The organism is Pseudomonas sp. SK2 (genome assembly GCF_016772395.1).
In the GTDB taxonomy this organism is placed as follows: domain Bacteria; phylum Pseudomonadota; class Gammaproteobacteria; order Pseudomonadales; family Pseudomonadaceae; genus Aquipseudomonas; species Aquipseudomonas taiwanensis.
Genome location: NZ_CP061944.1, coordinates 201,123 through 226,055, shown reverse-complemented (window position 1 = coordinate 226,055; position 24,933 = coordinate 201,123). Strand labels below are relative to the sequence as shown.

Annotated in this window: 24 protein-coding genes; 12 read left to right on the top strand and 12 right to left on the bottom strand. The window is 62.8% G+C overall.

The features are described 5' to 3' along the window. Window positions 1-12: 12 nt before the first annotated feature. The 3 genes from rnk to cyaY all read right to left on the bottom strand — a co-directional run bounded on the left by rnk (window position 13) and on the right by cyaY (window position 1,126). Window positions 13-423, bottom strand: a complete 411-nt coding sequence (gene rnk / locus IF103_RS00970) for a nucleoside diphosphate kinase regulator (RefSeq protein WP_023378114.1) — start codon at window positions 421-423, stop codon at window positions 13-15. A 147-nt stretch (window positions 424-570) separates the two neighbouring features. Beyond that, window positions 571-792 carry a DUF1289 domain-containing protein gene (locus IF103_RS00965; RefSeq protein ID WP_023378112.1) on the bottom strand — a complete coding sequence of 74 codons (222 nt, stop codon included), beginning with the start codon at window positions 790-792 and terminating at the stop codon, window positions 571-573. A gap of 1 nt (window position 793) precedes the next feature. Beyond that, on the bottom strand, window positions 794-1,126 hold the full coding sequence (gene cyaY, locus IF103_RS00960) for an iron donor protein CyaY (protein ID WP_023378111.1): 333 nt from the start codon (window positions 1,124-1,126) through the stop codon (window positions 794-796). Between the two features lie 257 nt (window positions 1,127-1,383). On the opposite strand from cyaY, the gene lptM reads away from it, so the two are divergent. Genes lptM through IF103_RS00930 form a run of 6 tightly spaced genes read left to right on the top strand, consistent with a single transcriptional unit; the run spans window position 1,384 to window position 6,003 of the window. Further along, entirely contained in the window at window positions 1,384-1,596 is a 213-nt protein-coding gene (gene lptM / locus IF103_RS00955; RefSeq protein WP_023378110.1) for an LPS translocon maturation chaperone LptM, read from the top strand. A gap of 9 nt (window positions 1,597-1,605) precedes the next feature. Further along, complete coding sequence (gene lysA / locus IF103_RS00950; protein ID WP_023378109.1) at window positions 1,606-2,853, top strand: diaminopimelate decarboxylase; 1,248 nt, start codon at window positions 1,606-1,608, stop codon at window positions 2,851-2,853. A 4-nt stretch (window positions 2,854-2,857) separates the two neighbouring features. Then, entirely contained in the window at window positions 2,858-3,688 is an 831-nt protein-coding gene (gene dapF / locus IF103_RS00945) for a diaminopimelate epimerase (RefSeq protein ID WP_027907882.1), read from the top strand. Window positions 3,689-3,701: 13 nt separating this feature from the next. Beyond that, a complete protein-coding gene (locus IF103_RS00940; RefSeq protein ID WP_027907881.1) occupies window positions 3,702-4,412 on the top strand; it encodes a DUF484 family protein in 711 nt (236 codons plus the stop codon). Further along, window positions 4,412-5,311, top strand: coding sequence for a tyrosine recombinase XerC (gene xerC / locus IF103_RS00935; protein ID WP_202675803.1), 900 nt, complete (start codon window positions 4,412-4,414; stop codon window positions 5,309-5,311). Before IF103_RS00940 ends, xerC begins: the two co-directional genes overlap by 1 nt. After that, a complete protein-coding gene (locus IF103_RS00930) occupies window positions 5,308-6,003 on the top strand; it encodes an HAD family hydrolase (RefSeq protein WP_023378105.1) in 696 nt (231 codons plus the stop codon). Before xerC ends, IF103_RS00930 begins: the two co-directional genes overlap by 4 nt. Before the next feature lie 78 nt (window positions 6,004-6,081). Here IF103_RS00930 and sutA read toward each other — a convergent pair whose 3' ends face one another. The 3 genes from sutA to glnK all read right to left on the bottom strand — a co-directional run bounded on the left by sutA (window position 6,082) and on the right by glnK (window position 8,564). Beyond that, window positions 6,082-6,414: a dormancy-specific transcriptional regulator SutA gene (gene sutA, locus IF103_RS00925; RefSeq protein ID WP_023378104.1), complete on the bottom strand. Its 333-nt coding sequence runs from the start codon at window positions 6,412-6,414 to the stop codon at window positions 6,082-6,084. A 432-nt stretch (window positions 6,415-6,846) separates the two neighbouring features. Then, window positions 6,847-8,178 carry an ammonium transporter gene (locus tag IF103_RS00920; RefSeq protein ID WP_023378103.1) on the bottom strand — a complete coding sequence of 444 codons (1,332 nt, stop codon included), beginning with the start codon at window positions 8,176-8,178 and terminating at the stop codon, window positions 6,847-6,849. 47 nt (window positions 8,179-8,225) lie between these two features. Further along, complete coding sequence (glnK, locus tag IF103_RS00915) at window positions 8,226-8,564, bottom strand: P-II family nitrogen regulator (RefSeq protein WP_002555808.1); 339 nt, start codon at window positions 8,562-8,564, stop codon at window positions 8,226-8,228. 468 nt (window positions 8,565-9,032) lie between these two features. On the opposite strand from glnK, the gene IF103_RS00910 reads away from it, so the two are divergent. Continuing rightward, window positions 9,033-9,296 carry an accessory factor UbiK family protein gene (locus IF103_RS00910; protein ID WP_023378102.1) on the top strand — a complete coding sequence of 88 codons (264 nt, stop codon included), beginning with the start codon at window positions 9,033-9,035 and terminating at the stop codon, window positions 9,294-9,296. Between the two features lie 27 nt (window positions 9,297-9,323). On the opposite strand, the gene IF103_RS00905 is transcribed toward IF103_RS00910, so the two are convergent. Next, window positions 9,324-11,348 (bottom strand): DUF4034 domain-containing protein, encoded by a 2,025-nt coding sequence (locus IF103_RS00905; protein WP_104883072.1) that lies wholly within the window; start codon window positions 11,346-11,348, stop codon window positions 9,324-9,326. Window positions 11,349-11,676: 328 nt separating this feature from the next. Then, the gene (locus IF103_RS00900) at window positions 11,677-11,889 is read right to left on the bottom strand and encodes a PLDc N-terminal domain-containing protein (protein ID WP_023378100.1); all 213 of its coding nucleotides are present in this window, start codon (window positions 11,887-11,889) and stop codon (window positions 11,677-11,679) included. 248 nt (window positions 11,890-12,137) lie between these two features. Here IF103_RS00900 and IF103_RS00895 point away from each other — a divergent pair, with 248 nt between their 5' ends. After that, a complete protein-coding gene (locus IF103_RS00895) occupies window positions 12,138-13,625 on the top strand; it encodes a YifB family Mg chelatase-like AAA ATPase (protein WP_023378099.1) in 1,488 nt (495 codons plus the stop codon). Window positions 13,626-13,770: 145 nt separating this feature from the next. Continuing rightward, entirely contained in the window at window positions 13,771-14,025 is a 255-nt protein-coding gene (locus IF103_RS00890) for a DUF2790 domain-containing protein (protein WP_023378097.1), read from the top strand. A gap of 47 nt (window positions 14,026-14,072) precedes the next feature. Here IF103_RS00890 and IF103_RS00885 read toward each other — a convergent pair whose 3' ends face one another. After that, window positions 14,073-14,444, bottom strand: a complete 372-nt coding sequence (locus tag IF103_RS00885; protein WP_023378096.1) for a response regulator transcription factor — start codon at window positions 14,442-14,444, stop codon at window positions 14,073-14,075. Further along, on the bottom strand, window positions 14,441-15,433 hold the full coding sequence (locus IF103_RS00880) for a response regulator (protein ID WP_023378095.1): 993 nt from the start codon (window positions 15,431-15,433) through the stop codon (window positions 14,441-14,443). Before IF103_RS00880 ends, IF103_RS00885 begins: the two co-directional genes overlap by 4 nt. A gap of 244 nt (window positions 15,434-15,677) precedes the next feature. Here IF103_RS00880 and IF103_RS00875 point away from each other — a divergent pair, with 244 nt between their 5' ends. Next, the gene (locus IF103_RS00875; protein WP_202675802.1) at window positions 15,678-20,774 is read left to right on the top strand and encodes a trifunctional serine/threonine-protein kinase/ATP-binding protein/sensor histidine kinase; all 5,097 of its coding nucleotides are present in this window, start codon (window positions 15,678-15,680) and stop codon (window positions 20,772-20,774) included. A 28-nt stretch (window positions 20,775-20,802) separates the two neighbouring features. Here the strand turns inward: IF103_RS00875 and ycaC are convergent, their stop codons facing one another. Together ycaC and IF103_RS00865 are read right to left on the bottom strand one after the other, a co-directional pair. Next, window positions 20,803-21,429 (bottom strand): isochorismate family cysteine hydrolase YcaC, encoded by a 627-nt coding sequence (gene ycaC, locus IF103_RS00870; RefSeq protein ID WP_023378093.1) that lies wholly within the window; start codon window positions 21,427-21,429, stop codon window positions 20,803-20,805. 74 nt (window positions 21,430-21,503) lie between these two features. Continuing rightward, window positions 21,504-21,869, bottom strand: a complete 366-nt coding sequence (locus IF103_RS00865) for a helix-turn-helix domain-containing protein (protein WP_023378092.1) — start codon at window positions 21,867-21,869, stop codon at window positions 21,504-21,506. Window positions 21,870-22,047: 178 nt separating this feature from the next. Here IF103_RS00865 and IF103_RS00860 point away from each other — a divergent pair, with 178 nt between their 5' ends. Together IF103_RS00860 and IF103_RS00855 are read left to right on the top strand one after the other, a co-directional pair. Next, the gene (locus IF103_RS00860; RefSeq protein WP_104882309.1) at window positions 22,048-23,022 is read left to right on the top strand and encodes a GlxA family transcriptional regulator; all 975 of its coding nucleotides are present in this window, start codon (window positions 22,048-22,050) and stop codon (window positions 23,020-23,022) included. Window positions 23,023-23,143: 121 nt separating this feature from the next. Continuing rightward, window positions 23,144-24,931 (top strand): monovalent cation:proton antiporter-2 (CPA2) family protein, encoded by a 1,788-nt coding sequence (locus tag IF103_RS00855; RefSeq protein ID WP_023378090.1) that lies wholly within the window; start codon window positions 23,144-23,146, stop codon window positions 24,929-24,931. Window positions 24,932-24,933: the final 2 nt, after the last annotated feature.

The window sequence follows — 24,933 nt, the reverse complement described above, 5'->3', positions numbered from 1 at the left end:
CCGCGATGACCGTCAGAGGTCGAAGTCGCCCGCAGCTTCCGGCTGGTACTCGACTGCCAGCAGCTTCAGTTTGAGGGTCTTGCCGCCCGGCGCCGGCCAGTCGATCTGCTCACCCACCGACAGGCCCAACAGCGCACAGCCAATGGGCGCCAGGATCGAGACCTTGCCGTCAGCACCGGCATCCTTCGGGTACACCAGGGTCAGGTGGTAGTCCTTGCCGCTGGCCTCCTCGCGGCAATGCACGCGGGAGTTCATGGTCACCACGCCGGCTGGCACTTCCTCATGACCGACCACCTGCTCGGCGCGGTCCAGCTCGCCCTGGAGGGCGAGCACACCCGGGGTACTTTCGTCGAGGCTGTCGATCAGGCGCTCGAGACGCTGTACGTCCAATCGGGTGAGGATGAGGGAAGGCTTGGTGCTCATGATCCAGTCAGGCTCCTTGTGAACAGGCTGTTTTCATCGGACAGATAAAGCAAAACCCCGCCCAAGGGCGGGGTTTGTGGATGCTTTGGCGTCACCGACGCAGACCCCGACACTACCACAGACGGGCAAATACTCAACCCCGTGGGGTCAATGTGCCTGTGCCTGCTCGCGCAGCGCCTGGGCCTCGCGGCAGATCTGCCGGCGCCGTTCGTCGTCCGCCGAGCGCCATTCACGGATGTGCTCGACATGGCGGTGGCAGCCGGTACAAACCTTGTGCTCATCCAGTCGGCAAACGCTGATGCATGGCGACGGCACTGCGGGACTGACATTGCTGTACAGCGGCTTGGGCGGCCGCACCTGGGCGCTCATGTCAGATCTCGTCGAAGTCCAGCTTCTCGCCGGCCCGTTCCCAGACAATGCGCTCGAGCATCTCGCCGAGCAGCTCTTCGCTTTTCTCGCAGACCCACTTGCCGCTCTCTTCGTCATAATCGAAGTGGAACCCACCGGAACGGTCGGCCAGCCACAATTGGCGCAGCGGCTCCTGGCGGCTGAAGATCAGCTGGCTGCCGTTGTCGAACTTGATGGTCAGCACCCCTGCGGAATTCTCCATGTCCAAGTCCAGGTCGCTCTCGTCGAACAGGTCTTCCAGGGCCTGTTGGGTCGCGTCGACCAGATCATGGAAACGCGCTTCGCTCAAACTCATTGCAGGAACCTCGAAATTGGCTGCTTACAGGCAAGGCGGGCAAGATACGGGCGCTTGCCGTTGAATGCAAAGGTTTGCCGTGGCCTTCATTGGCCTCATCGCCGGCAAGCCGGCTCCTACAGTGCCTGCGCAAGGCGATTTCCGGCACCGGCAGCACACAAGGATAGCCCGCCCGACGGACCGGCTCTTGCATAGGCAATCCGCTGGTCGCTCGGTATACTCGGTCGCAATACTGCTTATTTCAAAGGATTTCACCCATGAAGCGCCTGATTTCCTCACTTGCGGCGCTGGTCGCTGTTGCCTGCCTCGTTTCGGCCTGCGGTCAGAAAGGCCCTCTGTACCTGCCTGAAGAAGGCAAGGACGGCAAAGGCAGCCACAAATCGCATCAGCACCAGCACGCTCAACCTGCGCCAATGCAAGAGCAGCAGCCAGAGCAGCCAATCGAGCCCGAGCAGACGCCAGAGCAGTAAGGAAATCAGATGAACGCTTTCAACTACCGCGACGGTGAACTGTTCGCGGAGGGCGTGGCCCTGTCGGCCATTGCCGAACGTTTCGGCACCCCTACCTACGTGTACTCGCGCGCCCATATCGAGGCTCAGTACCGCAGCTACACCGATGCCCTGCAAGGCGTCGAGCACCTGGTGTGCTTCGCGGTCAAGGCCAACTCCAACCTGGGCGTACTGAACGTCCTGGCGCGCCTGGGCGCGGGCTTCGACATCGTTTCCGGCGGTGAGCTGGAGCGTGTGCTGGCCGCGGGCGGCCGCGCCGATCGCGTGGTGTTCTCTGGCGTCGGCAAGACCCGCGAAGACATGCGCCGGGCACTGGAAGTCGGCGTGCACTGCTTCAACGTCGAATCCACCGACGAACTCGAACGCCTGCAAGTGGTGGCCGCCGAGATGGGCAAGGTCGCCCCGGTCTCGCTGCGGGTCAACCCGGACGTCGATGCCGGTACCCACCCGTACATCTCCACCGGCCTCAAAGAGAACAAGTTCGGCATCGCCATTGCCGATGCCGAAGCCATCTATGTGCGCGCCGCGCAGTTACCGAACCTGGAAGTGGTCGGCGTCGACTGCCATATCGGTTCGCAGCTGACCACCGTCGACCCGTTCCTCGATGCCCTCGACCGCCTGCTGGTGCTGGTCGACCGCCTTGCCGAGTGTGGTATCCACCTGCGCCATCTGGACCTGGGCGGCGGTGTTGGCGTGCGTTACCGTGACGAAGAGCCACCGCGGGTGGCCGACTACATCAAAGCCATCCGTGAGCGCGTGGGCGACCGCGACCTGGCATTGGTGTTCGAGCCGGGCCGCTACATCGTGGCCAACGCAGGTGTCCTGCTGACCCGCGTGGAATATCTCAAGCACACCGAACACAAGGACTTCGCCATCATCGATGCGGCGATGAACGACCTGATCCGCCCTGCCCTGTACCAGGCCTGGATGGGTGTCAGCGCGGTCAAGCCACGCGAGGGCAAAGGCCGGGCCTATGACCTGGTCGGGCCGATCTGCGAAACCGGCGACTTCCTGGCCAAGGACCGTGAGCTGAACCTGGCCGAGGGCGACCTGCTGGCCGTTCAGTCCGCGGGCGCCTATGGTTTCGTCATGAGCTCGAACTACAACACCCGTGGCCGTTGCGCGGAAATCCTGGTCGACGGCGATCAGGCTTTCGAAGTCCGCCGCCGCGAGACCATCGCCGAACTGTACGCTGGCGAAAGCCTGCTGCCGGAGTGAGCCCATGCTGCTGCGTTTTACCAAGATGCATGGGCTGGGCAACGACTTCATGGTCCTGGACCTGGTCAGCCAGCACGCCCACATCCAGCCTAAGCACGCCAAGCAATGGGGTGACCGCCATACCGGCATCGGTTTCGACCAGTTGCTGATCGTCGAGGCGCCGAACAATCCGGAAGTGGATTTCCGTTACCGCATCTTCAACGCTGACGGGTCCGAGGTCGAACAGTGTGGCAACGGCGCGCGCTGCTTCGCCCGCTTCGTGCTGGACAAGCGCCTGACTGCGAAGAAGCGCATCCGCGTCGAAACCAAAGGCGGGATAATCGAGCTGGACGTGCAGAATGATGGCCAGGTATGCGTCGACATGGGCCCGCCACGGTTCATCCCGGCCGAGATTCCCTTCATCGCCGAGCAACAGGCGCTGAGCTACTCGCTGGAGGTCGACGGCCGCGATTATTCGATTGCCGCCCTCTCCATGGGTAACCCCCATGCGGTGCTGCGTGTCGATGACGTACAAACGGCACCGGTGCATGAGCTGGGGCCGAAGATCGAAAATCATCCTCGCTTCCCACAACGGGTCAATGCCGGGTTCCTCCAGGTCATCGACCGTCATCGTGCCAACCTGCGAGTGTGGGAGCGCGGCGCGGGGGAAACCCAGGCCTGCGGCACCGGTGCTTGCGCTGCGGCGGTCGCTGCAATCAGTCAGGGGTGGATGGATTCTCCGATCACCCTCGACCTGCCTGGTGGACGCCTGAACATCGAATGGGCCGGCCCCGGCAAGCCTGTGTTGATGACCGGCCCCGCCGTGCGTGTCTACGAAGGACAGGTTCGTCTCTAAACGAGTAACCGCCATGACCGAACAGCCTAACGTTGTACCCCAGCAACCCAGCGAGCTCGATGCCGAAGCGGTGGTCACGTATTTGCGCGCCCACCCGACCTTCTTCGCCGAGCACGATGAGTTGCTGATGGAGCAGCGCATTCCGCATCAGCGTGGCGACAGCGTGTCGCTGGTAGAGCGTCAGCTCAAGCTGCTGCGCGACCGCAACATCGAGATGCGCCATCGCCTGTCGCAACTGATGGACGTGGCACGGGACAACGACCGGCTGTTCGACAAGACCCGTCGGCTGATCCTCGACTTGCTGGATGCCGCCAGCCTCGAAGAAGTGGTGATGGCCGTCGAAGACAGCCTGCGCCAGGAATTCCAGGTGCCCTTCGTGAGCCTGATCCTGTTCGGGGAAAACGTCGCCCCAGTCGGACGCTGGGTCAGCAATGCCGAGGCCCAGCAGGCCATTGGCGGGCTGCTGGGCGGTGGCAAGACCGTCAGCGGCAACCTGCGCGAACACGAACTGGCCTTTCTGTTCGGTGAGGAGCAGCGTCACGAAGTCGGCTCCAGCGCCGTGGCCGCCCTTGAATACCAGGGGCTGCATGGGGTCCTGGCAATCGGCAGCCGTGACCCGCAACACTACAAGAGCAGTGTCGGTACGCTGTTCCTCGGCTACATCGCTGAGGTGCTTGGCCGCGTGGTTCCCCGTGTCACCCAAACCCTGCGCCCGGTGCGCTGATGGAGCGCCAGCTGGAGGCTTATTGCGCGTACCTGCGCAACGAGCGCCAAGTGTCCGACCACACCCTGCTGGGCTATCGCCGCGACCTCGCCAAGGTCATCCAATACTGCAAGAACCAAGGCATCGCCAGCTGGAATGAACTGCAGATTCAGCAGCTTCGACAGCTGATCGCACGCCTGCATCACGATGGCCAATCCTCACGCAGCCTGGCGCGCTTGCTTTCAGCGGTGCGCGGACTGTATCGCTATCTGGTCCGTGAAGGCCTGTGCCTGCACGATCCCGCCAACGGCCTGGCACCGCCCAAGACCGAGCGACGCCTGCCCAAGGTACTGGACACCGACCGCGCCCTGCAGTTGCTGGAAGGAGGCGTGGACAATGACTTCATCGCCCGCCGCGACCAGGCCATTCTCGAGCTGTTCTATTCCTCTGGCCTGCGCCTGTCCGAGCTGACCAACCTCGACCTCGGACACCTCGACCTGGCCGCCGGCCTAGTGCAAGTGCTCGGCAAGGGCGGCAAGGCGCGCGTACTGCCGGTAGGCCGCAAGGCCCGTGAGGCCTTGCAGGAATGGTATCGACTGCGCGGCATCGGCAACCCTCGCGACGGCGCGGTGTTCATCACGCGTCAAGGTAACCGCCTGAGCCCACGAGCCATCCAGATGCGGGTAAAAGCCGCTGGCGAGCGCGAGCTTGGCCAACACCTGCATCCGCACATGCTTCGCCATTCTTTCGCAAGCCATGTGCTGGAGTCGTCCCAGGACCTGCGCGCGGTGCAGGAGATGCTCGGCCATGCCGACATCAGCACCACGCAGATCTACACCCACCTGGACTTCCAGCACCTGGCCGCGGTCTACGACAGCGCCCACCCTCGGGCCAAACGCAGCACAGGCACAGACTCATGAGCATCAAGCTGATCACCTTCGACCTCGACGATACTCTGTGGGACACCGCGCCGGTGATCGCCAGCGCGGAGGTGGTCCTGCGCGATTGGCTCGAAGCCAATGCCCCAATCCTCGGCGGTGTGCCTGTAGAACACCTGTTCGCCATCCGTGAGCGGCTGGTGGCGGCCGAACCAGGCCTCAAGCACCGCATCAGCGCGTTGCGTCGGCGCGTACTGTTCCATGCCCTTGAAGAAGTCGGCTACAGCGAAAAGCACGCCCAGGAGCTGGCAAACGAAGGGTTCGAAGTGTTCCTGCACGCGCGGCACCAGGTCGAGGTTTTCCCCGAGGTGCAGCCCGTGCTGGAAATCCTGCGTCACCACTACACCCTGGGAGTGGTGACCAACGGCAATGCCGACGTGAGCCGCCTGGGGCTGGCGGACTACTTCAAGTTTGCCCTGTGCGCCGAAGACCTTGGCATCGGCAAGCCGGACCCCGCACCGTTCGTGGAAGCGCTGCGCCGTGGCGAGGTTGACGCGAGCGCGGCGGTGCATATCGGTGACCACCCAGGCGATGACATTGCCGGGGCTCAGCGTGCTGGATTGCGCGCTGTGTGGTTCAACCCGCAGGGCAAGACCTGGGCCGGAGAAAACGCACCGGATGCCGAAATTCAACGACTGTCGCAGTTGCCCGACGTGATCGCGCGCTGGCGCTGACGCTCGCCCGCGCCTTCAGGCCTGACCACGGCCCACAAAAAAGCCCGCAGCGACGGCGGGCTTTTTTGCGTCAGCCACTCAGATAGGGCGGCTGCCGTACTTGTTGTCCGGCTTCTTGGGTGGATCGGCGACCACGTTGGCCTCGACCTCTTGAACCTTGCCACCACGGGCCAGGAACTCTTCCATGGCCTTGGCCAGGGCGTCACGTTCCTTCTGCTTGGCTTCCATGCTCGGCATCTCGTCTACCGAGACAGCCGACTTGGAGGATTTGCCCTTGGCAGTGGGTGCCGGGCTGCTGTCGTCATCGCCAGCATCTTCGGCGCCATCGTCAGCCGCAGCTTCGAGGCCCTCATCACCCTCGTCTTCGTCGCCTACTTCGAGGTCATCGTTTTCCAGATCGTCGTCGCTCATGTTCTACCTCATGACTTGCGAAAAGCAGGTTAGTTATAGACCAGTGCGCAGCCGTAGACCGGCTGTCACCAGTGAAAATTCAACTGGCCGTGGGTTGGCCACTGCCCTTGTGGCACCCGCTCCTGATGGGAGGCGGTACCAAACAGACCCTACTCCTGGCAGGGACTGACAAATTCTTCCGGACCCTGCTGGCCACACGCTATTGGCAAGCCTAGCAAAGGCTGGCGAAGCGTGTGGACTGCTCGTCAAACACCCTTCGGCGCGCATTCTAGCGCGCTCGCAGAAAAAGCAAAGCACCATGAATGCCCTGCATCTTGTAAGTATTCGCCCTACGTCGCGAACGTGAACGATAAACCGTTTGCACTGCTGGAAATGACGAATTTCAGGCAAAAAAATGCCCGGCGAACCGGGCAAGTTTTTCCAGCGTCGCGGTTACAGGTTGTAGCCGCGCTCGTTGTGTTGAGCCAGGTCGAGGCCGACCGACTCTTCTTCTTCGTTGACCCGCAGGCCCATCACCACGTCCAGCACCTTGAGGATGATGTAGGTGACGATAGCGGTGTAGACCACGGTGAAGATCACGCCCTTGGCCTGAATCCAGAGCTGTGCGCCGATATCGGTGACCGCGCCGAAGCCCCCCAGGGCCGGGGCTGCGAACACACCGGTCAGCAGTGCACCGATGATGCCGCCGATACCGTGCACACCGAAAGCATCCAGCGAGTCGTCGTAGCCCAGCTTGCGCTTGAGGGTGGTGGCGCAGAAGTAGCAGACCACGCCAGCGACCAGGCCGATCACCAGTGCGCCCATCGGACCAACGGTGCCGGCGGCAGGGGTGATGGCCACCAGGCCAGCCACCACACCCGAGGCGATGCCCAGGGCGCTCGGCTTACCGTGACCAATCCATTCGGCAAACATCCAGCCCAGCGCGGCAGCGGCGGTAGCGATCTGGGTAACCAGCATGGCCATGCCGGCAGTGCCGTTGGCAGCGGCGGCGGAGCCTGCGTTGAAGCCGAACCAACCGACCCACAGCATGGCAGCACCCATCAGGGTGTAGCCCAGGTTATGCGGTGCCATTGGAGTGGTTGGGTAGCCTTTGCGCTTGCCCAACACCAGGCAGGCCACCAGACCGGCGATACCGGCGTTGATGTGCACCACGGTGCCGCCCGCGAAGTCCAGCACGCCCCAGTCCCACATCAGCGCGCCGTCACCGCTCCAGACCATGTGCGCAATCGGCGCATAGACCAGGGTGAACCAGACGCCCATAAAGATCAGCATGGCGGAGAACTTCATGCGCTCGGCGAACGCACCGACGATCAGCGCCGGGGTGATGATGGCGAAGGTCATCTGGAAGGTGATGAACACTGCCTCAGGGAACAGCGCAGCGGCCGAGGTCAGGTTGCTGGGCGTGACACCGCTCAGAAACGCCTTGGAGAAGCCGCCGACGAAGGAATTGAAGTTGAGCACGCCCTTTTCCATACCTGTGGTATCGAAGGCCATGCTGTAGCCGTAGACGACCCAGAGAATGCTCATCAGGCCGGTGATGGCGAAGCACTGCATCATCACCGAGAGCACGTTCTTGGAACGCACCATGCCACCGTAGAACAGGGCCAGGCCTGGGATGGTCATGAACAGCACCAGCGCCGTCGCGGTCAGCATCCACGCGGTGTCGCCGGAGTTCAGCACTGGGGCAGCCTCCTCTGCCAGGGCGAGACCGGGCATTACGAGGGACAATAGGGCTCCTAGCCCTGCGATCTTACGCAGAGTCATTTGTTTTCTCCTGGGGCGTTGGGTTTGGTGAGGCTTTTTTTGTCGCTTTAGATCGCGTCGGTATCGGTTTCGCCGGTACGGATACGGATCGCCTGCTCCAGATTCACAACGAAGATCTTGCCGTCGCCGATCTTGCCGGTGTTGGCGGCCTTGGTGATGGCCTCGATCACTCGATCAAGGTCCTTGTCGTCGATGGCGACATCGATCTTCACCTTGGGCAGGAAGTCGACGACATACTCGGCGCCGCGATACAGCTCGGTGTGGCCTTTCTGCCGGCCGAAGCCCTTGACCTCGGTGACGGTGATGCCCTGCACGCCGATTTCCGACAGCGACTCGCGCACGTCGTCCAGCTTGAACGGCTTGATGATGGCTGTGACTAGCTTCATGAAACTCTCTCCCGATTTGGTGGACTTGCCCCAGGAAAACAAACCCGTCTCAAGTCTAAGCGCAGCGGTTGGCTTTGTAACGCGTCGTCGGCTCGTTCTTGCAACCGACTGACGTTTCGGTTGTGACGCAAGACCTTCCGGCTCCGCGTGCGCACTGCCTGGTCACAAGGAACTGCATCAGTGCATGGCTCGCAGTGGTCTTTGCAGAAACCTTGCCAGTTCCGATAAACCGCCAAAAAACAGCGTGTTGCGTAAAACAGTCGGAATTGGCCAGTCGCCAGCACTAAAAAGATGCACAATTTCAGTGCGCGCAGCCCTCGCACACTGCGCAAAAAGCGTGCAACCCAAGCAGTTCATCCCCGCCCTCTGTTGGGTCATGCTCGGCAGCGATCGACGGCGCCCTGAAGCAGCCAAACGCCCGCGTGCTACACTCCCGCTCTTTCTCGACTATTATCGGACAAGCCGAACATGCTCGCGCCAAAAGCTTTTCTCGACGCCCTGAGCGACCAGGCCTCGCGCCTGTTCAACAGCGACACTGCCCAACCCCGCGCCGAACTGGAAAGCCAGTTCAAGGTGCTGATGCAAGGCGCTTTCAGCAAGCTGGACCTGGTCAGCCGCGACGAATTCGACAGCCAGATGGTCGTTCTGGCACGCACCCGTGCTCGCCTGGAGGCCCTGGAAAAGCAGGTCGCCGAGCTGGAAGCCCGCATGGCGCCTAACGCCCAGGAATAACCCCCGGCCAGCCCTGCTGGCCTTGCTCTACACTAAGGCGCGCGTGCGCTCGCGCCTGGCGGTCGATGCCGGAGGCGGTAACTCGTTGGGGTAAAGCGTTCCGCGAAACAGCGTTGCGCCGCAGAACGTGAGCAGTGTCCTGAACACGTTGTGCGAGTTGAGTATCGCGCTGCGGATACCTTCGACTTCCGGGTCGTCCGGCTGCAGCACGGCAGCCCTGCTTACCCACTCGATGGCGGCGAAGCGGCTTTGCTTGCGTGTGCCGTGTCCCTGCATCCAGGCCAGCCCCATGTGCGCGCAGGCACGCCCGGCGATGCAGGGATCCTCGTGCTGTACCAGTTCAAGCAAGTATCCGACGGCCTCTTCGCGCTCGACAGGTTCACCGAACTGGCGCAACAAGCTTCCCAGTTGCAGCCGCGCATGGGCATCTGTCTGCGCGTGGCCCATGGCATCGAGCAACAATCGCTTGACCGACAGCATCGCACCGCGCTCACTCAGGTCCTCATCAGCCATGCGCCGACAAGCCACCTCGTAGCTAGCCCGCGGGCTGCCCAAGGCCAGCGCACGCATCAACCAGCGCTGCGCGGCCCCGGCGTCCAGATAGCATTCCGGCGTGCCCTCCAGCCCTCCCCGATGCAGATCGTGAAGGCGCATGGCAGCGTCCGACAGCCCGCATTCGGCACATTGCTCGTCGAAGAAACGCGCGGGCTCGTACAACCGGGCTGCCCATAACAGACGCGGTACTTCCTGCATGTCGAAGCCCTGCCCTTGGCATTCCGATTGCCGGTTTACAGCGGCCTCCAACCATTCGCGGGCCTGCTCAAGGGACCGGACAAAGCCCCACAGCCCGAACTGACACCCTACAGCCCGCAGCGCACAGGCTGCCGCAAACATGCGGCTCTCGCACAGATGCTCGATGGCGATGCGCAGCGACTGCCTGTCGTCCTGCATGCCGTGCTGCACGACCAGGCAGGCGAAGGTGTAGAACGACTGCGCCCCGCCGCGCTCGAAGCAGTGGTCAGGGCTCAGGTCGACACAGGCTACGAAGTCGTCCATGGCACCGGCATGGTCACGCGACGTGTGCCAGCGCCATGTACCCCGTCGTGCCAGAAGCATGGCACGCTCCCTCGGCCTGAGTTCACGCGGCCACCAGTGGTCGAAGATACATTGCCATTGGCCGGTCTCCTGAGACTGCAGGGGGCCCGATAGCCGGAAGTCGCCTTCGAACTGCAGCGCGCGGATGGCGTTACGTTGGGCGTCCCCCCAACCTTGGCAAAACGGGCCGCTGACCAAATCTTCGAGCGCCTGCAGGCTCCCACCCCAACGGGGTAGCAGGTAGGTTGCATATGCCTCGACCGCCTCGAAGCAGCCGGCAAACCAGCGCAGAGCATGGCCCAGCCAATACTGCTGCGCACTTTCGTCCCAGCGCGCAGACCGCATGGCCAGGCAGGGTGGCAGGTACTGTGGCAGGTCGACTAAAGGTGCGAAGCCAAATCGGACCAGAAACGGTGCCGCTGCCTCCTGGATCTCCACGTCAGGGTGGGCACTGGGCCTGTAGCGTGCGGGCTTGCCATGTAGAAGCTCGTTCAGCCACCCCGGTTCACGGAAATGCGCGCTCATGTGCAGCATGCAGATGGCCGCTGCCACCGGCACGTTGGACAGCGCCATGGCCCGCAGCAGGTGCACCGCGCCGATTTCGCAGACCTGCTCGGCCGCCAGCCAACGCGCTTCGCTCACTTCGTCGGTGCCATCGCCCCCCTGTACATGGCGGGCACGATCAAGGCAGTGAAAACCCATGGCCACCCGCGGGTGATAGGCATTGGGGCAGGCCTGGATCCAGGCCTTGAGGAACTGGGTGAGAGCCTTGCCACCCTGGATGCCCGAACGGGCCTGCAGGTGCCATTCGAATGCCTCCAGATAAGCAGGACACTCACCAGGGGACGCCTGCAACCAGCGCGCTTCGAGAGCGTTGAAGTAATCGTTGAGTTCAGGAAATGCATTGGCCTGCACCAGTTCGTGGATGTCCTGACGGGTGCGAGTGAGCGTTTGCACAGGGCTTTACCTTGTAAGTCCATTTAGACGAAGCTGCGTTGTCGTCCGATGACAACGTCAGTGATCGTTGAACACTAAGCCATTGGCAAGCCCTGCGCAAAATTATTGGATCCAAAAGTTGCGGATTAAAACCCCCTGACTTTCGGAGGCTCCAGGCCCACATGATGAGGCCCAGGAGGTGTCATGACGGGTCAACGCAACCCCAAAGCATTCAAGATCGAAGCGGTCAAGCAAGTAACTGAGCATAGCGAGCCCTAAGAGAGAGCCTGCTGAGCCTTGCTCATGGCGTTGCGCTACCGGGTCAAGGGATTTCATCCTGGTCGCTCAATCATTTCTCCTGCAGCACCGCCCTGCCCTTCACCGCCCGCGGCCCCCGCCAGGCCCAGAAAAGCAACCCTGGGAACGGTGCATAGACCACGAACACGATCCACAGCATCTTGCGCTCTGCGCGCCGGTCGCTGCCGATGATGTGCCAGATGGCAAAGATCTCAAGGATGATGACCAAGGCCGCGACAATGATCCAGATCGTTCCGATTTCCATAAGCACTCTCCTGCTGGCATGTATTCGATTGAGTCCCGGCCAGCTGTGAGGGTTCATTCCGATTTTCCTTCGAGCACATTGCTGTGCCTGCCGAATGCCACGACGGCACAGGCAACCTATCGTGGCCCGGCAGGTGCTCGGCCACCCTGCAAAACCTCGACGCACTCTTCTGCCGCCTCTCCTGCGCCGGCTCACTATGCTTGGCAGATGCCGCAGGATGCGGCGCCTTAAACGACAACGGAGCGTCCATGTCCCTAGCCCTCGTCCACAGTCGCGCCCAGGTGGGCGTGCAGGCACCTGCCGTCAGTGTCGAAACGCATCTGGCCAACGGCCTGCCCAATCTCACTCTGGTCGGCTTACCCGAAACCACGGTCAAGGAGAGCAAGGATCGAGTACGCAGCGCCATCGTCAATTCCGGCCTGGACTATCCCGCCAGGCGTATCACCCAGAACCTTGCCCCAGCCGATCTGCCCAAGGATGGCGGCCGTTATGACCTGGCCATCGCCTTGGGGATACTCGCCGCCAACGGCCAGGTACCGGTGCACGCCTTGAACGACATCGAGTGCCTGGGTGAGCTGGCGTTGTCCGGCAAATTACGGCCTGTGCAGGGGATACTGCCGGCCGCCCTGGCAGCGCGCGAAGCAGGTCGGGCCTTGGTGGTCCCGCAGGAAAACGCTGAAGAAGCCAGTCTGGCGGGTGGCCTGGTGGTCTACGCAGTGGGGCACCTTCTAGAGTTGGTCGCCCACCTCAACGGCCAGGTGGTGTTGCCGCCATATGCCGCCAATGGCCTGCTGCTGCAAAGTCGGCCCTACCCCGACTTGAGCGAAGTACAAGGCCAGGTCGCGGCCAAACGGGCACTGCTGCTGGCAGCCGCTGGCGCGCACAACCTGCTGTTCACCGGGCCACCCGGTACCGGCAAGACTTTGCTGGCCAGTCGCTTGCCAGGGCTGCTGCCGCCGCTGGACGAGCACGAAGCCCTGGAGGTCGCGGCTATCCAGTCGATCAGTGGGCACACGCCCCTGAAAAGCTGGCCGCAGCGTCCGTTCCGCCACCCCCATCACTCAGCATCCGGGCCTGCGCTGGTAGGCGGCGGTAGCCGGCCGCAACCCGGCGAAATCACGCTGGCGCACCATGGTGTGTTGTTTCTCGATGAGTTGCCAGAGTTCGAGCGACGGGTGCTTGAGGTTCTGCGTGAACCCTTGGAGTCCGGCGAGATCGTCATCGCCCGTGCCAAGGACAAAGTGCGCTTCCCTGCCCGTTTCCAACTGGTAGCGGCGATGAACCCCTGCCCTTGTGGCTACCTCGGCGATCCCTCAGGCCGCTGCCGCTGCAGCACAGAGCAGATCCAGCGCTACCGCAACAAACTGTCAGGCCCGTTGCTCGACCGCATCGACCTGCACCTGACTGTGGCGCGCGAAGCCACCACACTCGACAACCACCCCTGTGGCGACACCAGCGCCAAGGTCGCCCGTGTCGTGGCTGAGGCCCGCGAACGGCAGCAGCGCCGCCAGGGCTGCGCGAATGCCTTCCTCGACCTCGATGGCTTGCGCCGTCACTGCGAGCTCACTGCAGCTGACCAGGCCTGGCTGGAAAGCGCCTGCGAACGGCTGACCCTGTCGCTACGGGCTGCGCACCGCCTACTCAAGGTCGCGCGGACGCTGGCTGACCTGGACAGAACCGACTCGATAGCCAGGGCTCATTTGGCCGAAGCCCTCCAGTATCGCCCTGGCACCTGACTCATCGACGTGTGCAGATTCGCCGATGGGCGAAGTCAATGCAGGCCATAGTGGTATTTTATTTTGCGCGCTAATTAATTGAGCGCAATATTAACTCCAGACAGCAAGCAGTCGTCACCCACCTCACTGAACCTGGAGAACGATCATGACCCTCAGCAAAGCACTCACCGCCGCCACCTTCGCCTTGGTCACCAGCACCGGCGCTTTCGCCCAGTCCGTCGAAGCCACGCCCTACCATTACGGCATGGCGCTGGATATTGCCCAGGTGATCGCCGTGCAAACGCCAGCCAACGCTCAAGGCCACACCACTACCGCCACCCTGACCTACCGCGACAGCAATGGCCAAGTCCGCTCCTTGAGCTACAGCCAACCCAACACCAACCTGGCCAACCAGAATTGAGGCGACGCGCACGGACAGGCCGCTTGGGCGGCCTGGCTCGTGAACGTTCAACGCACGTTCAAGGCCAACGCAGCCTCGACCGCCTTCAGCAGTACGTCTTCATTGAACGGTTTGCCCAGGCAGGCTACCGCGCCATTGCGCTGGGAAGCTTCCAAGGCCGCATCATCCCAATGCGCCGACATGCAGATCACGGGCAGCTGCCAACCCAACCGGGCCAGCTCGCCCTGGACCTGCAAACCTGTCAGTCCAGGCATTCTCAAGTCCAGCAAGGCACACCCCGCCCCACGCGCCTGGGGCGAAGCCAGCAGCTGCGCACCCGACCCGAACAGCAAGGTGTCGAAGCCGGCCGAACGCAACAGGTTGGCCAGGCTTCTGCGCACGAAAGCATCGTCATCGACGATGCATACCGTTGCACTCATGCAACGCCCTGGTCTTCAAGGCGGGGGCCGGCATCGATGACATGGTGCATGGCGACCAGCTCGACCAGCGAGCGCGACTGCATCTTGTTCATGATGTTCTTCTTGTGAACCTTGGTCGTCACTTCACTGGTACCGATGGTCTTGGCGATCTGTTTGTGCGTCAGCCCCCCTACCACCAGCGAGAACACTTGCCGCTCGCGCTGGGTCAGGCGCCGGTACTTTTCCCGGACCTGACGCGTATCCCACCATTTGCGCCCCTGCGCCAAGGCGCGCGCACGTACTGACCCCAGCAGCGTCAGCAGCTCGTACTCATCGAACGGCTTGGTGAGAAATTCAACAGCACCCGCACGCATGGCCTGAACGGTCATAGGGATGGTGCCGTAACCGGTCATGAACACGACCGGCCAGGGAACATCGAGCCTGCGCAGCGCCTGCTGCACGTCCAGGCCGCTGGCAGCCGGCAGGTTCATGTCCAGCAACAGGCAGGCGTAGGGTGTGTCGCAGGGTTGTTCGAGCAGTTCCTCCGCCGAGGCGTACAACCGATGAGGAATATTCTCGGCACGGAACAGCCGGCCCAGGGCCGTGCGTACCGACGGGTCGTCATCGACCACCAGCACCATCACGGCTTCGATGTCGTCCTGCGGCGGCCCAGCAGTGGCTGAAAGCGGCGATCTGCCTGGCGCCAACGCAGCCACATCGCTGGACACTTGCGCCGCCAGCCGGTAACCCCTGCGGGGAACGGTCTGGATCAGGCCCCGGTCACCAAAGGCTTTGCGCAGCAGCGAAATCTGCACCTGCAGGTTGTTGTCTTCCACCACTGTGCCGGCCCAGACCTGGCTGAACAGCTCGTCCTTGCACACCACCCGGCCGTTGGCCCGGATCAGCGTCGCCAGCACCTCGAACGCACGCCCACCCAAGGGCAGCGGTTTGCCGTCCAGAAACACTTCCCGCCGCTCCAGCGACACCTGGGCATTGCCTATACGGATCATGATCTTTTCGAATCTCGCGAGTCCGGGCGGTTGCGCAGCCCCGTGCAATCTAGGCCAGCATCCACATTCATACAATTATCCCGAGGGATAGGTTGGCCTTTGGACTATACAAGCCAGCGCCGCCACCCTGGGGCCGATTACGGTCAAGATGGTTCCCGATCCTGCCAAACCGGCCAGCCAGAGCGTGCGGGGCATTCGCGCTGCGTATACTCGCGCCCTTGGATGTCGCTAGCAGGGGTGCTTTATGCTCGATGAACGCCTTGCCTACAGGCCCATCGATTATGACCAGTCGATCGACGACGGCTGGCTGGGCCGCTGCGACATCACGCCTTTGGGGCAGGAAGGCGACCTGACCTACTTCCGTCTGCGCGACAGTGCGACGGGGCAGGCCTGGGTAGCGATTCGCGCGGCCCTCGCAGCCCCTGCCGCCTGCCGGCGCCTCGAACGCAACTACCGCCTTCAGCTGGACCCGCAATGGGCTGTACTTCCCTCAGCCTTCGTCCGCTCCGCAGAAGGCCCGTTGCTGATCTATCCGGCAGGTCGCTCGATCAATGACCTTGCGGAGCTTGGCCCGATCACGCTATCGACGTTCCTCGACGTGGCGACCAACGCCGCCACGGCCTTGGCTCAGGCCCACGAGCGCAACGTGCTGCACGGTGCCCTGCAACCTCAGCATGTGTTCGTCCAGCACGACCTGGGCGTGAAGATCGGCGGCTTCCATGCCGATCCACCGGAGCTGGTCGGCGAACAGCAGACACCGGTAGGCAGTTGGGCTTACCTCGCCCCAGAGCAGGTCTGCCCCCATGGCAGCGTCAGCGACCGGCGCAGCGACATCTATGCCTTGGGCGCAATCCTCTACCAGCTGCTGCTGGGCGAACTGCCTCTGCTAGGCCGTGACATGTCGCACTGGCGCCAACTGCATGCTGGCGTGCAGCCCAGAACGGCCTGCGAAGTCGACGCCAAGGTGCCACGGGCACTTAGCCAAGTGCTGAACAAGGCGCTGGCCAAGGAACCCGATGCCCGCTACCAGAGTGCACGGGCGCTGGCGATCGACCTTGCCCATTGCCGCCGACATTACCCAGCCAAAGAGCCCCTCGATCACTTCACGCCTGGCTGCGCCGAACCGATATCACCCACCCGCGAGCGACTTCATGGACGCACGGCCGAGCTGAAAACCATCGGCCTACTGTTCAGGGCCCTGCGCCGGGACAGCAAGCCCCAAGTGCTGTTCGTCAACGGTGCCACCGGCATGGGCAAGTCCAGCCTGGTCCAAGCCGCACTGAAGACTTACGCCGAGGGGTATTGGGCATCTGGCAAGTGCACCTGCCTGGAGCAAGGCGCGCCTTATGCGCCGTGGCTGGACATACTGGGTTCGTTGGCCACGCAGCTGCTGGCCAAGAACAGCGAAGACCTGGCTTCCTTGCGACACAAGATCCTGCGTCGCCTCAAGGGACGCGGACGGCTGCTGGGCAAGCTCGCCCCTGACCTGCAATTGATCATCGGGCCCATGGCGGAATTGCCGGAAAAACCCACCCGCCTTGCGATGCAGAAAGAGCTGCGGGCGGTGGTCGAGTTTCTAGGGGTGTTCAGCCGGCCCGGCCAGCCTTTGGTGCTGTTTTTCGATGATGCGCAGTGGGCCGATAGCGCAACCCTGCACCTTTTAGCAGAACTGCTCGCGCAGCCGCCCGACAGCCTGTTGTTGATCCTCGCCCGGCGCAACGATCCAGCACCCGCCCATGCCCTACCGACTCGCCCCGAGGAAGTGCGCATCACGACCATCGAGCTACGCCCGATCTCCGTTGCGGCGGTGTCGGATCTGATCGGCGAGCGCTACCATGTGCCGCCCGAAGAGGCGATACAGGTCGCACGACTGGTGCACGCCAAGACCGCCGGCAACCCGTTTTTCATCAACCAGATCCTGCAGGTCATGGTCGAAGATGGCCTGCTCACCTTCGACACCCAGACCATGCGCTGGACGTGGTCCTTACAGGCCGTGTCGCAGCATCGCTACGCCGACAACGTCGCCGACCTGATGGTCGATCGCCTGACACGCCTGCCGGTTGCCCAACGCGATGTGCTGCGCCTTGCCAGTGCTGCAGGCGGCCGTTGCGACGAGCGCTTGCTTGAAAAGACGCTGCCTTGCGGCGTACCCCGTCTCGGTGAACGGCTAAAGGCACTGGTCGACGCGGGCTTTCTGCTGCCCAGCCAGAAAGGCCTGTGCTTCGCCCATGACCGGGTCATGCAAGCTGCCTACGAACTGACCCCAGAGTGCGAACGAGCTGCGCAACATGCACGTATCGCCAAGGCCATGCGTGAGGTTTGGCAGGACGACCTGCCCAATGCCGTGCTCGATATCGCCAACCAGGTGCAACGCGCCAGCCTGCAGGCCTTCGAAGCAGATGAATACTCAACGTTCCTGACGATGCTGGAGGACGCCGCGCTTCGGGCCCGCGATGACGCCTCATACGCGCAAGCCGCCAGCTACCTGGCAGCCGGTGAAGCCCTGCTGAGGCAAGGCTGCGAATCAGCAACGTACAGGGCCAAGGCCTTCACCTTCGCCGCCCTGGCGGCGGAGTGCGACATGCTGATGTCGCGCATGCCCGAAGCCGAAGCACACATCGCCCAATGCCGACAACGCGCCAGCACACCCCTGCTGCACGCCCGCGCCTGCCGGCTGGAGGCACGGTTGCACACTTTGCGTTCCGACTATGAAACCGCCATCGATGCAGCCCTGACAGGCCTTGGTCTGCTGGGTATCTCGCTGGCACGCGGCAACGATAGGCACATGGTCGAGAGCGAATATGCACGGATACGCGGCCTGATCGAGCAGCAAGGTCGCCACTGCCTCGAATCGCTGCCCAAGGCCGAAGCCGAGCACGCGATCGTCGCGATAGAACTGCTGGCGACGCTCTCTTCGTCGTTCTTCGTGGAGGATGACCTGTGCTGCCTGCACCTGGCCAAGATCATGGAGCTGACCCTGGCATATGGCGTGGCCCCTGGCAGCACTTATGGGCTGGCCTGGTTCGGGGTCATGAATGCCGAACGCTTCGCCGCCTATCATGATGGGCACGCCTACTGCCTGGCCGCGCTCAAGTTGATCGAGCGACAGGGGTTCGAGGCCGACCTGACCAGCGCCCTGCTCGCGCTGGACCAAGTCAGTGCCTGGACCGCCCCGATGGAGTTCGCCCGACGCACCGCACTCGAAGCCATCGATTCGGCGCGCCTGAGCGGCGACCTGGCCATGGCCTGCTATGCCTGCAACCACCTGGTGTCGGATTCGCTGTTCATGGGCCACCATCTGCAAACAGTCGCTGCCGAGGTAGAACAGGGCCTCGACACCGTGCGCCGTTACGGCTATCGGGATATCGAACGCATCCTCCTGGCGCAACAACACTTCGTTGCCAACATGAGCACTGCCGAACCTTGCCGCAGTGGCTTGACGTCAGGCACGACAGCGACCCTCACGCACGAACTCGGCACCTCCAGAACGACGCGGTTCTTCCAGGCGCTGTTCAACGGTATGTCCGCGTTCTACCTGGGCGATATACGCCAGGCGATCGTAAGCCTGGACGAAGCCGGAACACATGCCTGGGCTGCCCCGGCGCATATCAACCTGGCCGACTACCAGCTGTTTCGCGGTCTGGCGCTGGGCAGCCCAGAAGCGCCTGGCACACCCGAGATGAAACGCAAGACCTTGGGCGAACTGCGCGAGCGCTTCGCGCAATGGGCCGAGTTCAACCCCATCACGTTCCGTAACAAGCTGTTGTTGATCGAAGGCGTCATCGCCAAGCTTAACGGTGACGGCCTGGCAGCCATACGCTGCTTCGACCAGGCCCAGATCGCCGCCACTGCCGCCGGCTTCATTCACGAACAGGCGCTCGCCCACGAACAGTTGGCCGAAGTGTGCATCCCCAGCGGCCTGATCTCCGGTGCCAACCTGCACCTGCGACTTGCACGCGACTGCTTCCACATTTGGGGTGCGACAGGCAAGGTCCGCCAGTTGGAGACCTTGCACCCATTCCTGCGAACTCAACCGGTGCAGGAAACCTACCGCGCCTCCAGCCAGGCCCGGCTGGACCTGGAAGTGGGCATCGAAGCCGCGCGAGCGCTGTCCGAAGAAGTGCTGCTCGAAGGGCTGATCGAAACCCTGATGGGCCACCTGACCCAGCATTCCGGTGCCGACCATGGTGCCCTGCTGATCGTCAGCGGTGCCGAGTTCCAGATGGCAGCACTGTCCTATATCGACGACGCGGGCCTGCATGTCCGGCTGGATGACTGCCAGACGTTCAGGACCCAGGCGCCACTGTCGATCATCAATGCCACCATGCGTACCAAGAAGCCCTTGACGCTCAACGACGCAGCGAACGATTGCCCGGAAGCCTTTCGCCCGGAGCTTCAGGCCCGCGGCGCGCGATCCGTGCTGTGCCTGCCCCTGGTGATCCAGGGCGTGCTGATCGGCCTGGTCTACCTGGAAAACCGTCTGGTGCCCAACCTGTTCGGCAGCCAGCGTCTGGCCATGCTGGAAATCCTCGCCTCACAGGCGGCGGTGTCGCTGCAGACCGCCAAGTTCTATACACGCCTGGCCGAGGACAATCAGGCCCGCGCCCAGATGGAAGCCGAACTGCGTCGGTCGCGCGCCGAACTGGCCCGCAGCGCGCACCTGCAGGTGATGAACGAACTGTCGGCGTCCATTGCCCACGAAATCAGCCAACCGCTGCTGGGCATAGCCTCCAACGCCGCGGCCAGCCTTCGTTGGCTCAAGCGCGGTGAGCCTGACCTGGCCGAAGCCATCGCCGGCCTGGAAGACATCCGTGCTGACAGCGAGCGGGCCGCGAACATCGTCCAGGCGTTGCGCTCGTTGGCCAAACAGTCACCGATGCAGCGCAAGGCCATGAATCTCGATGAGCTAGTCGTTGAAGTGGTCCGCCTGACCTCCGCCGATGCCCTCAAGTGTGGGGTGCAGGTGAGTACCCAATTGCACGCGGCAGTGAGCGTCATGGCAGATCCGGTGCAGTTGCAACAATTGGTGTACAACCTGATCACCAATGCCCTGGAAGCCCTGGCGGGTTACCGCAGTGACGGCGTGCTACGCATTGTCTCGACAGTGGTGGGCGATACGGTGGAAATCTGCGTGGATGACAACGGCCCAGGCATAGCGCCAGAAGAACGGGAGCGTGTGTTCGGGGCTTTCTACACGTCCAAGTCGGGTGGATTGGGCATGGGGCTGGCGATCTGCAATTCAGTGGTGCAGGCCCACGGTGGGCGCTTGCAAGCTTTGGTGTCGGAGCTGGGGGGATGCCGGATCAGATTCAGCGTACCGATCCAGCCTCCCCTCGCGTAGCCACCGGCTAGCCGGCGACTGGTCAAGGTCAGCGGGCGCTCAGGGCCGCATAGCTGTTCATCAGGTTGCGGTAGTTGGGAATACGCTGCGACAGCAGGTTACCCAGGCCTTCGATATCGTTGCGCCAGTCACGGTGCAGCTCACAGGCCACCGAGAACCAGTTCATCATCTGCGCGCCCGCCTCGGTCATGCGTACCCAAGCCGCCTGCTGCACGGTTTCGTTGAAGGTGCCCGAGGCGTCGGTCACCACGAACACCTCGAAGCCCTCGGCCAGCGCCGACAGGGTCGGGAACGCCACGCAGACGTCAGTCACTACACCCGCGATGATCAGTTGCTTGCGGCCGGTCGCCTTGATCGCCTTGACGAAGTCTTCGTTGTCCCAGGCATTGATCTGCCCCGGACGTGCGATGTAGGGAGCATCCGGGAACATTTCCTTGAGCTCTGGCACCAGCGGGCCGTTAGGGCCTTGCTCGAAGCTGGTGGTGAGGATGGTTGGCAAGCCGAAGAACTTGGCCAGATCGCCCAGGGCCAGCACATTGTTCTTGAACTCGTTGGGGGAAAAATCCTGCACCAGCGAGATCAGGCCGGTCTGGTGGTCGACCAGCAGTACGACTGCGTCGTCTTTGTTCAGGCGCTTGTAGTCTGGTTGGCTCATGAGTGTGACTCCTTGGGTTGGGTGAACGGGGCCGGTACTGTCCCTATGTGGCTATACCGACGGATACTTTCGGCTTAAGGATGTGCGCCGAGGGGCTCGGCCTTGGCTGCCTGACGCCAGGCTTTGGGCGGTTGTCCGACCAGACGGCTGAATGCACGGGTGAAGTGGGCCTGATCGCAAAAACCGCACTCCAGGCTCACATGGGTGATCGGCGCCTCGGTGGCCAGCAGGCGCTTGGCCTTTTCCATCCGCGCCAGCAAACGCCATGCCTGGGGCGAGAGACCCGTGGTGACCTTGAAGGCGCGCGAGAAGTGACTGCGGGTGAGGTTGCACACCCCGGCAATCTCGATGATCGACAACGAGCTGCGCAGCATCAGCTCCTTGGCCTGATGCAGGCGGGCGGGGGTCAGGGCGCCGGGAGGGCAAGGGTCCGGGTGCATGGCGACTCTCCTGTTCAATGGAGAAAGTCTCGCGCCCGGAGCATGACAAAGTCCTGAGCCGAACCTTAATAGTTCTTAAACCTGCACTACTGGCCCTCCCTGCCAGACCGATAACCTAAGATGAGTTTCGTGTTCAGTAGTCGGCCCCTGAACGGGCCCGTATCAAGGCGAGAAAGGCATGCAGGAAAATCGTGCTCACCGCACCGTGGCCATGGTGTTGTTCAATGATGTGCTGTTGCTGGATGTCACCGGCCCGCTGGATGCCTTTGCCATCGCCAACCGGTTCTTACCGGAGGATCGACACTATCGCTTGATCACGGTGGCCGAAGGGCACGCCGCGATTCGCGGATCCTGTGGGTTGAAGGCCCTGGCCGATGCGCCCCTCGAAGACTTGCCCGAGGCGGTCGACCTGCTGCTGGTGCCGGGTGGACCGGGGGCCTACGATGTCGCCTTGCCCGCACTCGAGCGCTGGTTACCCCAGGCGGCGCGTAGCGCCAGACGGTTCGGTGCCATCTGCACGGGCGTCTTCCTGCTGGGGCGTGCCGGGTTGCTGGACGGTTATCGATGCACGACTCACTGGAACTACGTAGAGCGCCTGGCCCGGGCCTTTCCTGAAGCGAAAGTGGAAACCGAGCAGATCTACGTCATCGACCGCAATTTGATCACTTCCGGCGGCATCACCGCGGGTATCGACCTGGCATTGGCCGTGGTGGCGGAAGACCACGGTAAGTCGCTTGCCCTGGAGGTGGCGAAGGTGTTGCTGGTAGCCCGCCATCGCCAAGGCGGGCAGACGCCGTATGGGCCGCTGTTGGCAGCTGTACCTCGGGACGACACCCCCATCGCCCGCGCTCAGGCCTACATCGTCGACCATATCGAGCAACCCTTCACGGTGCAGAAAATGGCTGAGCGGGTGGCCATGAGCAGCCGCAACTTCGCCCGTGCTTTCCAGCGCGAAGTCGGCATCACACCCATGCAGTACCTGCAGAATGCCCGTATAGACCGGGCGCGCAAGCTGCTGGAAGAGAGCGACCTGCCATTGAAAGTCGTGGCGGCACAATGCGGATTCAGCAGCGACCGGCACATGCGCAAAGTATTTTGCGAGCGAATCGGCATGACGCCGGCGCAGTATCGGGCGCAGTTTGGCGGGCATTGATTGTCTTCCATGATGGGACAATCTGTCCCCTCGCCGCGGGATTGTCGTACCCGGCCACAGTCCGCAAAATGCGTATTCACCCTGTACCTCGCTGCCCAGGCAGCTCATGGAGTCCGAGCCTATGCCACATGAAAGCAGCCTGCTGCAAACCGCCGTCATCTTCCTGCTCGCCGCCGTTGTCGCCGTGCCCTTGGCCAAGCGCCTGCAACTGGGCGCCGTCATTGGTTACCTGCTGGCCGGCGTGGCCATCGGCCCGCAGGCGTTGGGCCTGATTCGCGACACCGAAAGCGTCGCCCACATCTCGGAACTGGGAGTCGTCCTGCTGCTGTTCATCATCGGCCTGGAACTGTCACCTCGGCGCCTTTGGCTGATGCGCAAATCGGTGTTCGGCGTTGGTACTGCACAGGTGCTGCTGACCGGCGCGGTCATCGGTGCCATTGCCTTGTATGGCTTCGACCAGTCATTGCCCGCCGCCGTGGTGCTGGGCCTGGGCCTTGCGTTGTCGTCTACCGCCCTGGGCCTGCAGAGCCTGGCCGAAAGCAAGCAACTCAATGCCCCCCATGGCCGCCTGGCGTTCGCCATCCTGCTGTTCCAGGACATTGCCGCCATCCCGTTGATTGCCTTGGTACCGCTGTTGGCCGCGAGCGGCCCTGACACCAGCCACGGCGACAGTCTGGAACATGGCCTCAAGGTTTTTGCCAGTATCGCCGTGGTGATCGTCGGTGGTCGTTACCTGCTGCGTCCGGTGTTCCGCACAGTGGCCCGTACCGGACTGCCGGAAGTGTCCACCGCCACGGCGCTGCTGGTGGTCATCGGCACCGCCTGGCTGATGGAGCAAGCCGGTATTTCCATGGCCTTGGGCGCCTTCCTTGCCGGCCTGCTGCTGGCTGACTCGGAGTACCGCCACGAGCTGGAATCGCAGATCGAACCGTTCAAAGGGCTGCTGCTGGGCTTGTTCTTCATCAGCGTGGGCATGGGCGCTAACCTGCGCCTGCTGCTGGACATGCCGCTGGTACTGCTGGGCCTGACACTGTTGCTGGTGGCAGTGAAGCTGGTGCTGTTGATTGGGGTGGGGCGTTTGGCCGGTGGCCTGAACAGCGCCAGCGCCCTGCGCCTGGGCATGGTCCTGGCGGCGGGTGGCGAGTTTGCCTTCGTGGTGTTCAAGCTCGGCAAGGACCAGGGCTTGTTCGATGCCCAGACTTACGACCTGCTGCTGATGACCATCACCCTGTCGATGGCCATCACGCCGCTGCTGATGCTCGGTTGCGCTCGGGCACTGAAACGCCCGCAGCCACCGCGTGAAGTGCCGGAGCAGTACAAGTCCATCGATGCTGGTACGCCACGCGTGGTGATTGTCGGCATGGGCCGCATGGGGCAGATCGTGTCGCGTATCCTGCGGGCCCAGAAGATCCCATTCATTGCCCTGGAAACGTCGGTGGACGCCATCGAAATGACGCGCATGTTCGAGCAGGCTCCGGTGTTCTACGGCGACCCACTGCGTCCTGAAGTGCTGCACGCGGCCAAGGTCGGCGAAGCGGAGTACTTCGTGATCACCACAGATGATCCGGAAATCACCACTCGCACGGCGGAACGCGTGAAGCGTCTGTACCCCCACCTGAAGGTGCTGGCACGCGCACGCAACCGTCAGCATGTGCACAAGCTGGTGGATGTGGGTGCCGAACCGATTCGCGAGACGTTCTACTCGAGCCTGGAAATGTCACGCCGCGCTCTGGTTGGGTTGGGCTTGAGCGAAGAGCAGGCCACTGACCGCATCGAACGATTCACCCAGCATGATGAAGAAGTGCTGGTTGCTCAGGGACAGGTGCGCGATGACCGGGCAAAAGTCATGCAGACCGCCAAGGAGGCGCGCATGGAGCTGGAGCGGTTGTTCGACTCCGATGCGGATTGAGC

Bases quoted from the DNA above. Each gene is read 5' to 3' on its own strand.
- cyaY (WP_023378111.1), bottom strand. From the start codon at position 1,126: ATGAGTTTGAGCGAAGCGCGTTTCCATGATCTGGTCGACGCGACCCAA.
- IF103_RS00875 (WP_202675802.1), top strand. From the start codon at position 15,678: ATGCTCGATGAACGCCTTGCCTACAGGCCCATCGATTATGACCAGTCG.
- IF103_RS00900 (WP_023378100.1), bottom strand. From the start codon at position 11,889: ATGGAAATCGGAACGATCTGGATCATTGTCGCGGCCTTGGTCATCATC.
- glnK (WP_002555808.1), bottom strand. From the start codon at position 8,564: ATGAAGCTAGTCACAGCCATCATCAAGCCGTTCAAGCTGGACGACGTG.
- xerC (WP_202675803.1), top strand. From the start codon at position 4,412: ATGGAGCGCCAGCTGGAGGCTTATTGCGCGTACCTGCGCAACGAGCGC.
- IF103_RS00895 (WP_023378099.1), top strand. From the start codon at position 12,138: ATGTCCCTAGCCCTCGTCCACAGTCGCGCCCAGGTGGGCGTGCAGGCA.
- ycaC (WP_023378093.1), bottom strand. From the start codon at position 21,429: ATGAGCCAACCAGACTACAAGCGCCTGAACAAAGACGACGCAGTCGTA.
- IF103_RS00965 (WP_023378112.1), bottom strand. From the start codon at position 792: ATGAGCGCCCAGGTGCGGCCGCCCAAGCCGCTGTACAGCAATGTCAGT.
- IF103_RS00920 (WP_023378103.1), bottom strand. From the start codon at position 8,178: ATGACTCTGCGTAAGATCGCAGGGCTAGGAGCCCTATTGTCCCTCGTA.
- IF103_RS00910 (WP_023378102.1), top strand. From the start codon at position 9,033: ATGCTCGCGCCAAAAGCTTTTCTCGACGCCCTGAGCGACCAGGCCTCG.
- dapF (WP_027907882.1), top strand. From the start codon at position 2,858: ATGCTGCTGCGTTTTACCAAGATGCATGGGCTGGGCAACGACTTCATG.
- IF103_RS00940 (WP_027907881.1), top strand. From the start codon at position 3,702: ATGACCGAACAGCCTAACGTTGTACCCCAGCAACCCAGCGAGCTCGAT.
- IF103_RS00865 (WP_023378092.1), bottom strand. From the start codon at position 21,869: ATGCACCCGGACCCTTGCCCTCCCGGCGCCCTGACCCCCGCCCGCCTG.
- IF103_RS00930 (WP_023378105.1), top strand. From the start codon at position 5,308: ATGAGCATCAAGCTGATCACCTTCGACCTCGACGATACTCTGTGGGAC.
- lysA (WP_023378109.1), top strand. From the start codon at position 1,606: ATGAACGCTTTCAACTACCGCGACGGTGAACTGTTCGCGGAGGGCGTG.
- IF103_RS00880 (WP_023378095.1), bottom strand. From the start codon at position 15,433: ATGATCCGTATAGGCAATGCCCAGGTGTCGCTGGAGCGGCGGGAAGTG.
- lptM (WP_023378110.1), top strand. From the start codon at position 1,384: ATGAAGCGCCTGATTTCCTCACTTGCGGCGCTGGTCGCTGTTGCCTGC.
- rnk (WP_023378114.1), bottom strand. From the start codon at position 423: ATGAGCACCAAGCCTTCCCTCATCCTCACCCGATTGGACGTACAGCGT.
- IF103_RS00855 (WP_023378090.1), top strand. From the start codon at position 23,144: ATGCCACATGAAAGCAGCCTGCTGCAAACCGCCGTCATCTTCCTGCTC.
- IF103_RS00860 (WP_104882309.1), top strand. From the start codon at position 22,048: ATGCAGGAAAATCGTGCTCACCGCACCGTGGCCATGGTGTTGTTCAAT.
- IF103_RS00885 (WP_023378096.1), bottom strand. From the start codon at position 14,444: ATGAGTGCAACGGTATGCATCGTCGATGACGATGCTTTCGTGCGCAGA.
- sutA (WP_023378104.1), bottom strand. From the start codon at position 6,414: ATGAGCGACGACGATCTGGAAAACGATGACCTCGAAGTAGGCGACGAA.
- IF103_RS00890 (WP_023378097.1), top strand. From the start codon at position 13,771: ATGACCCTCAGCAAAGCACTCACCGCCGCCACCTTCGCCTTGGTCACC.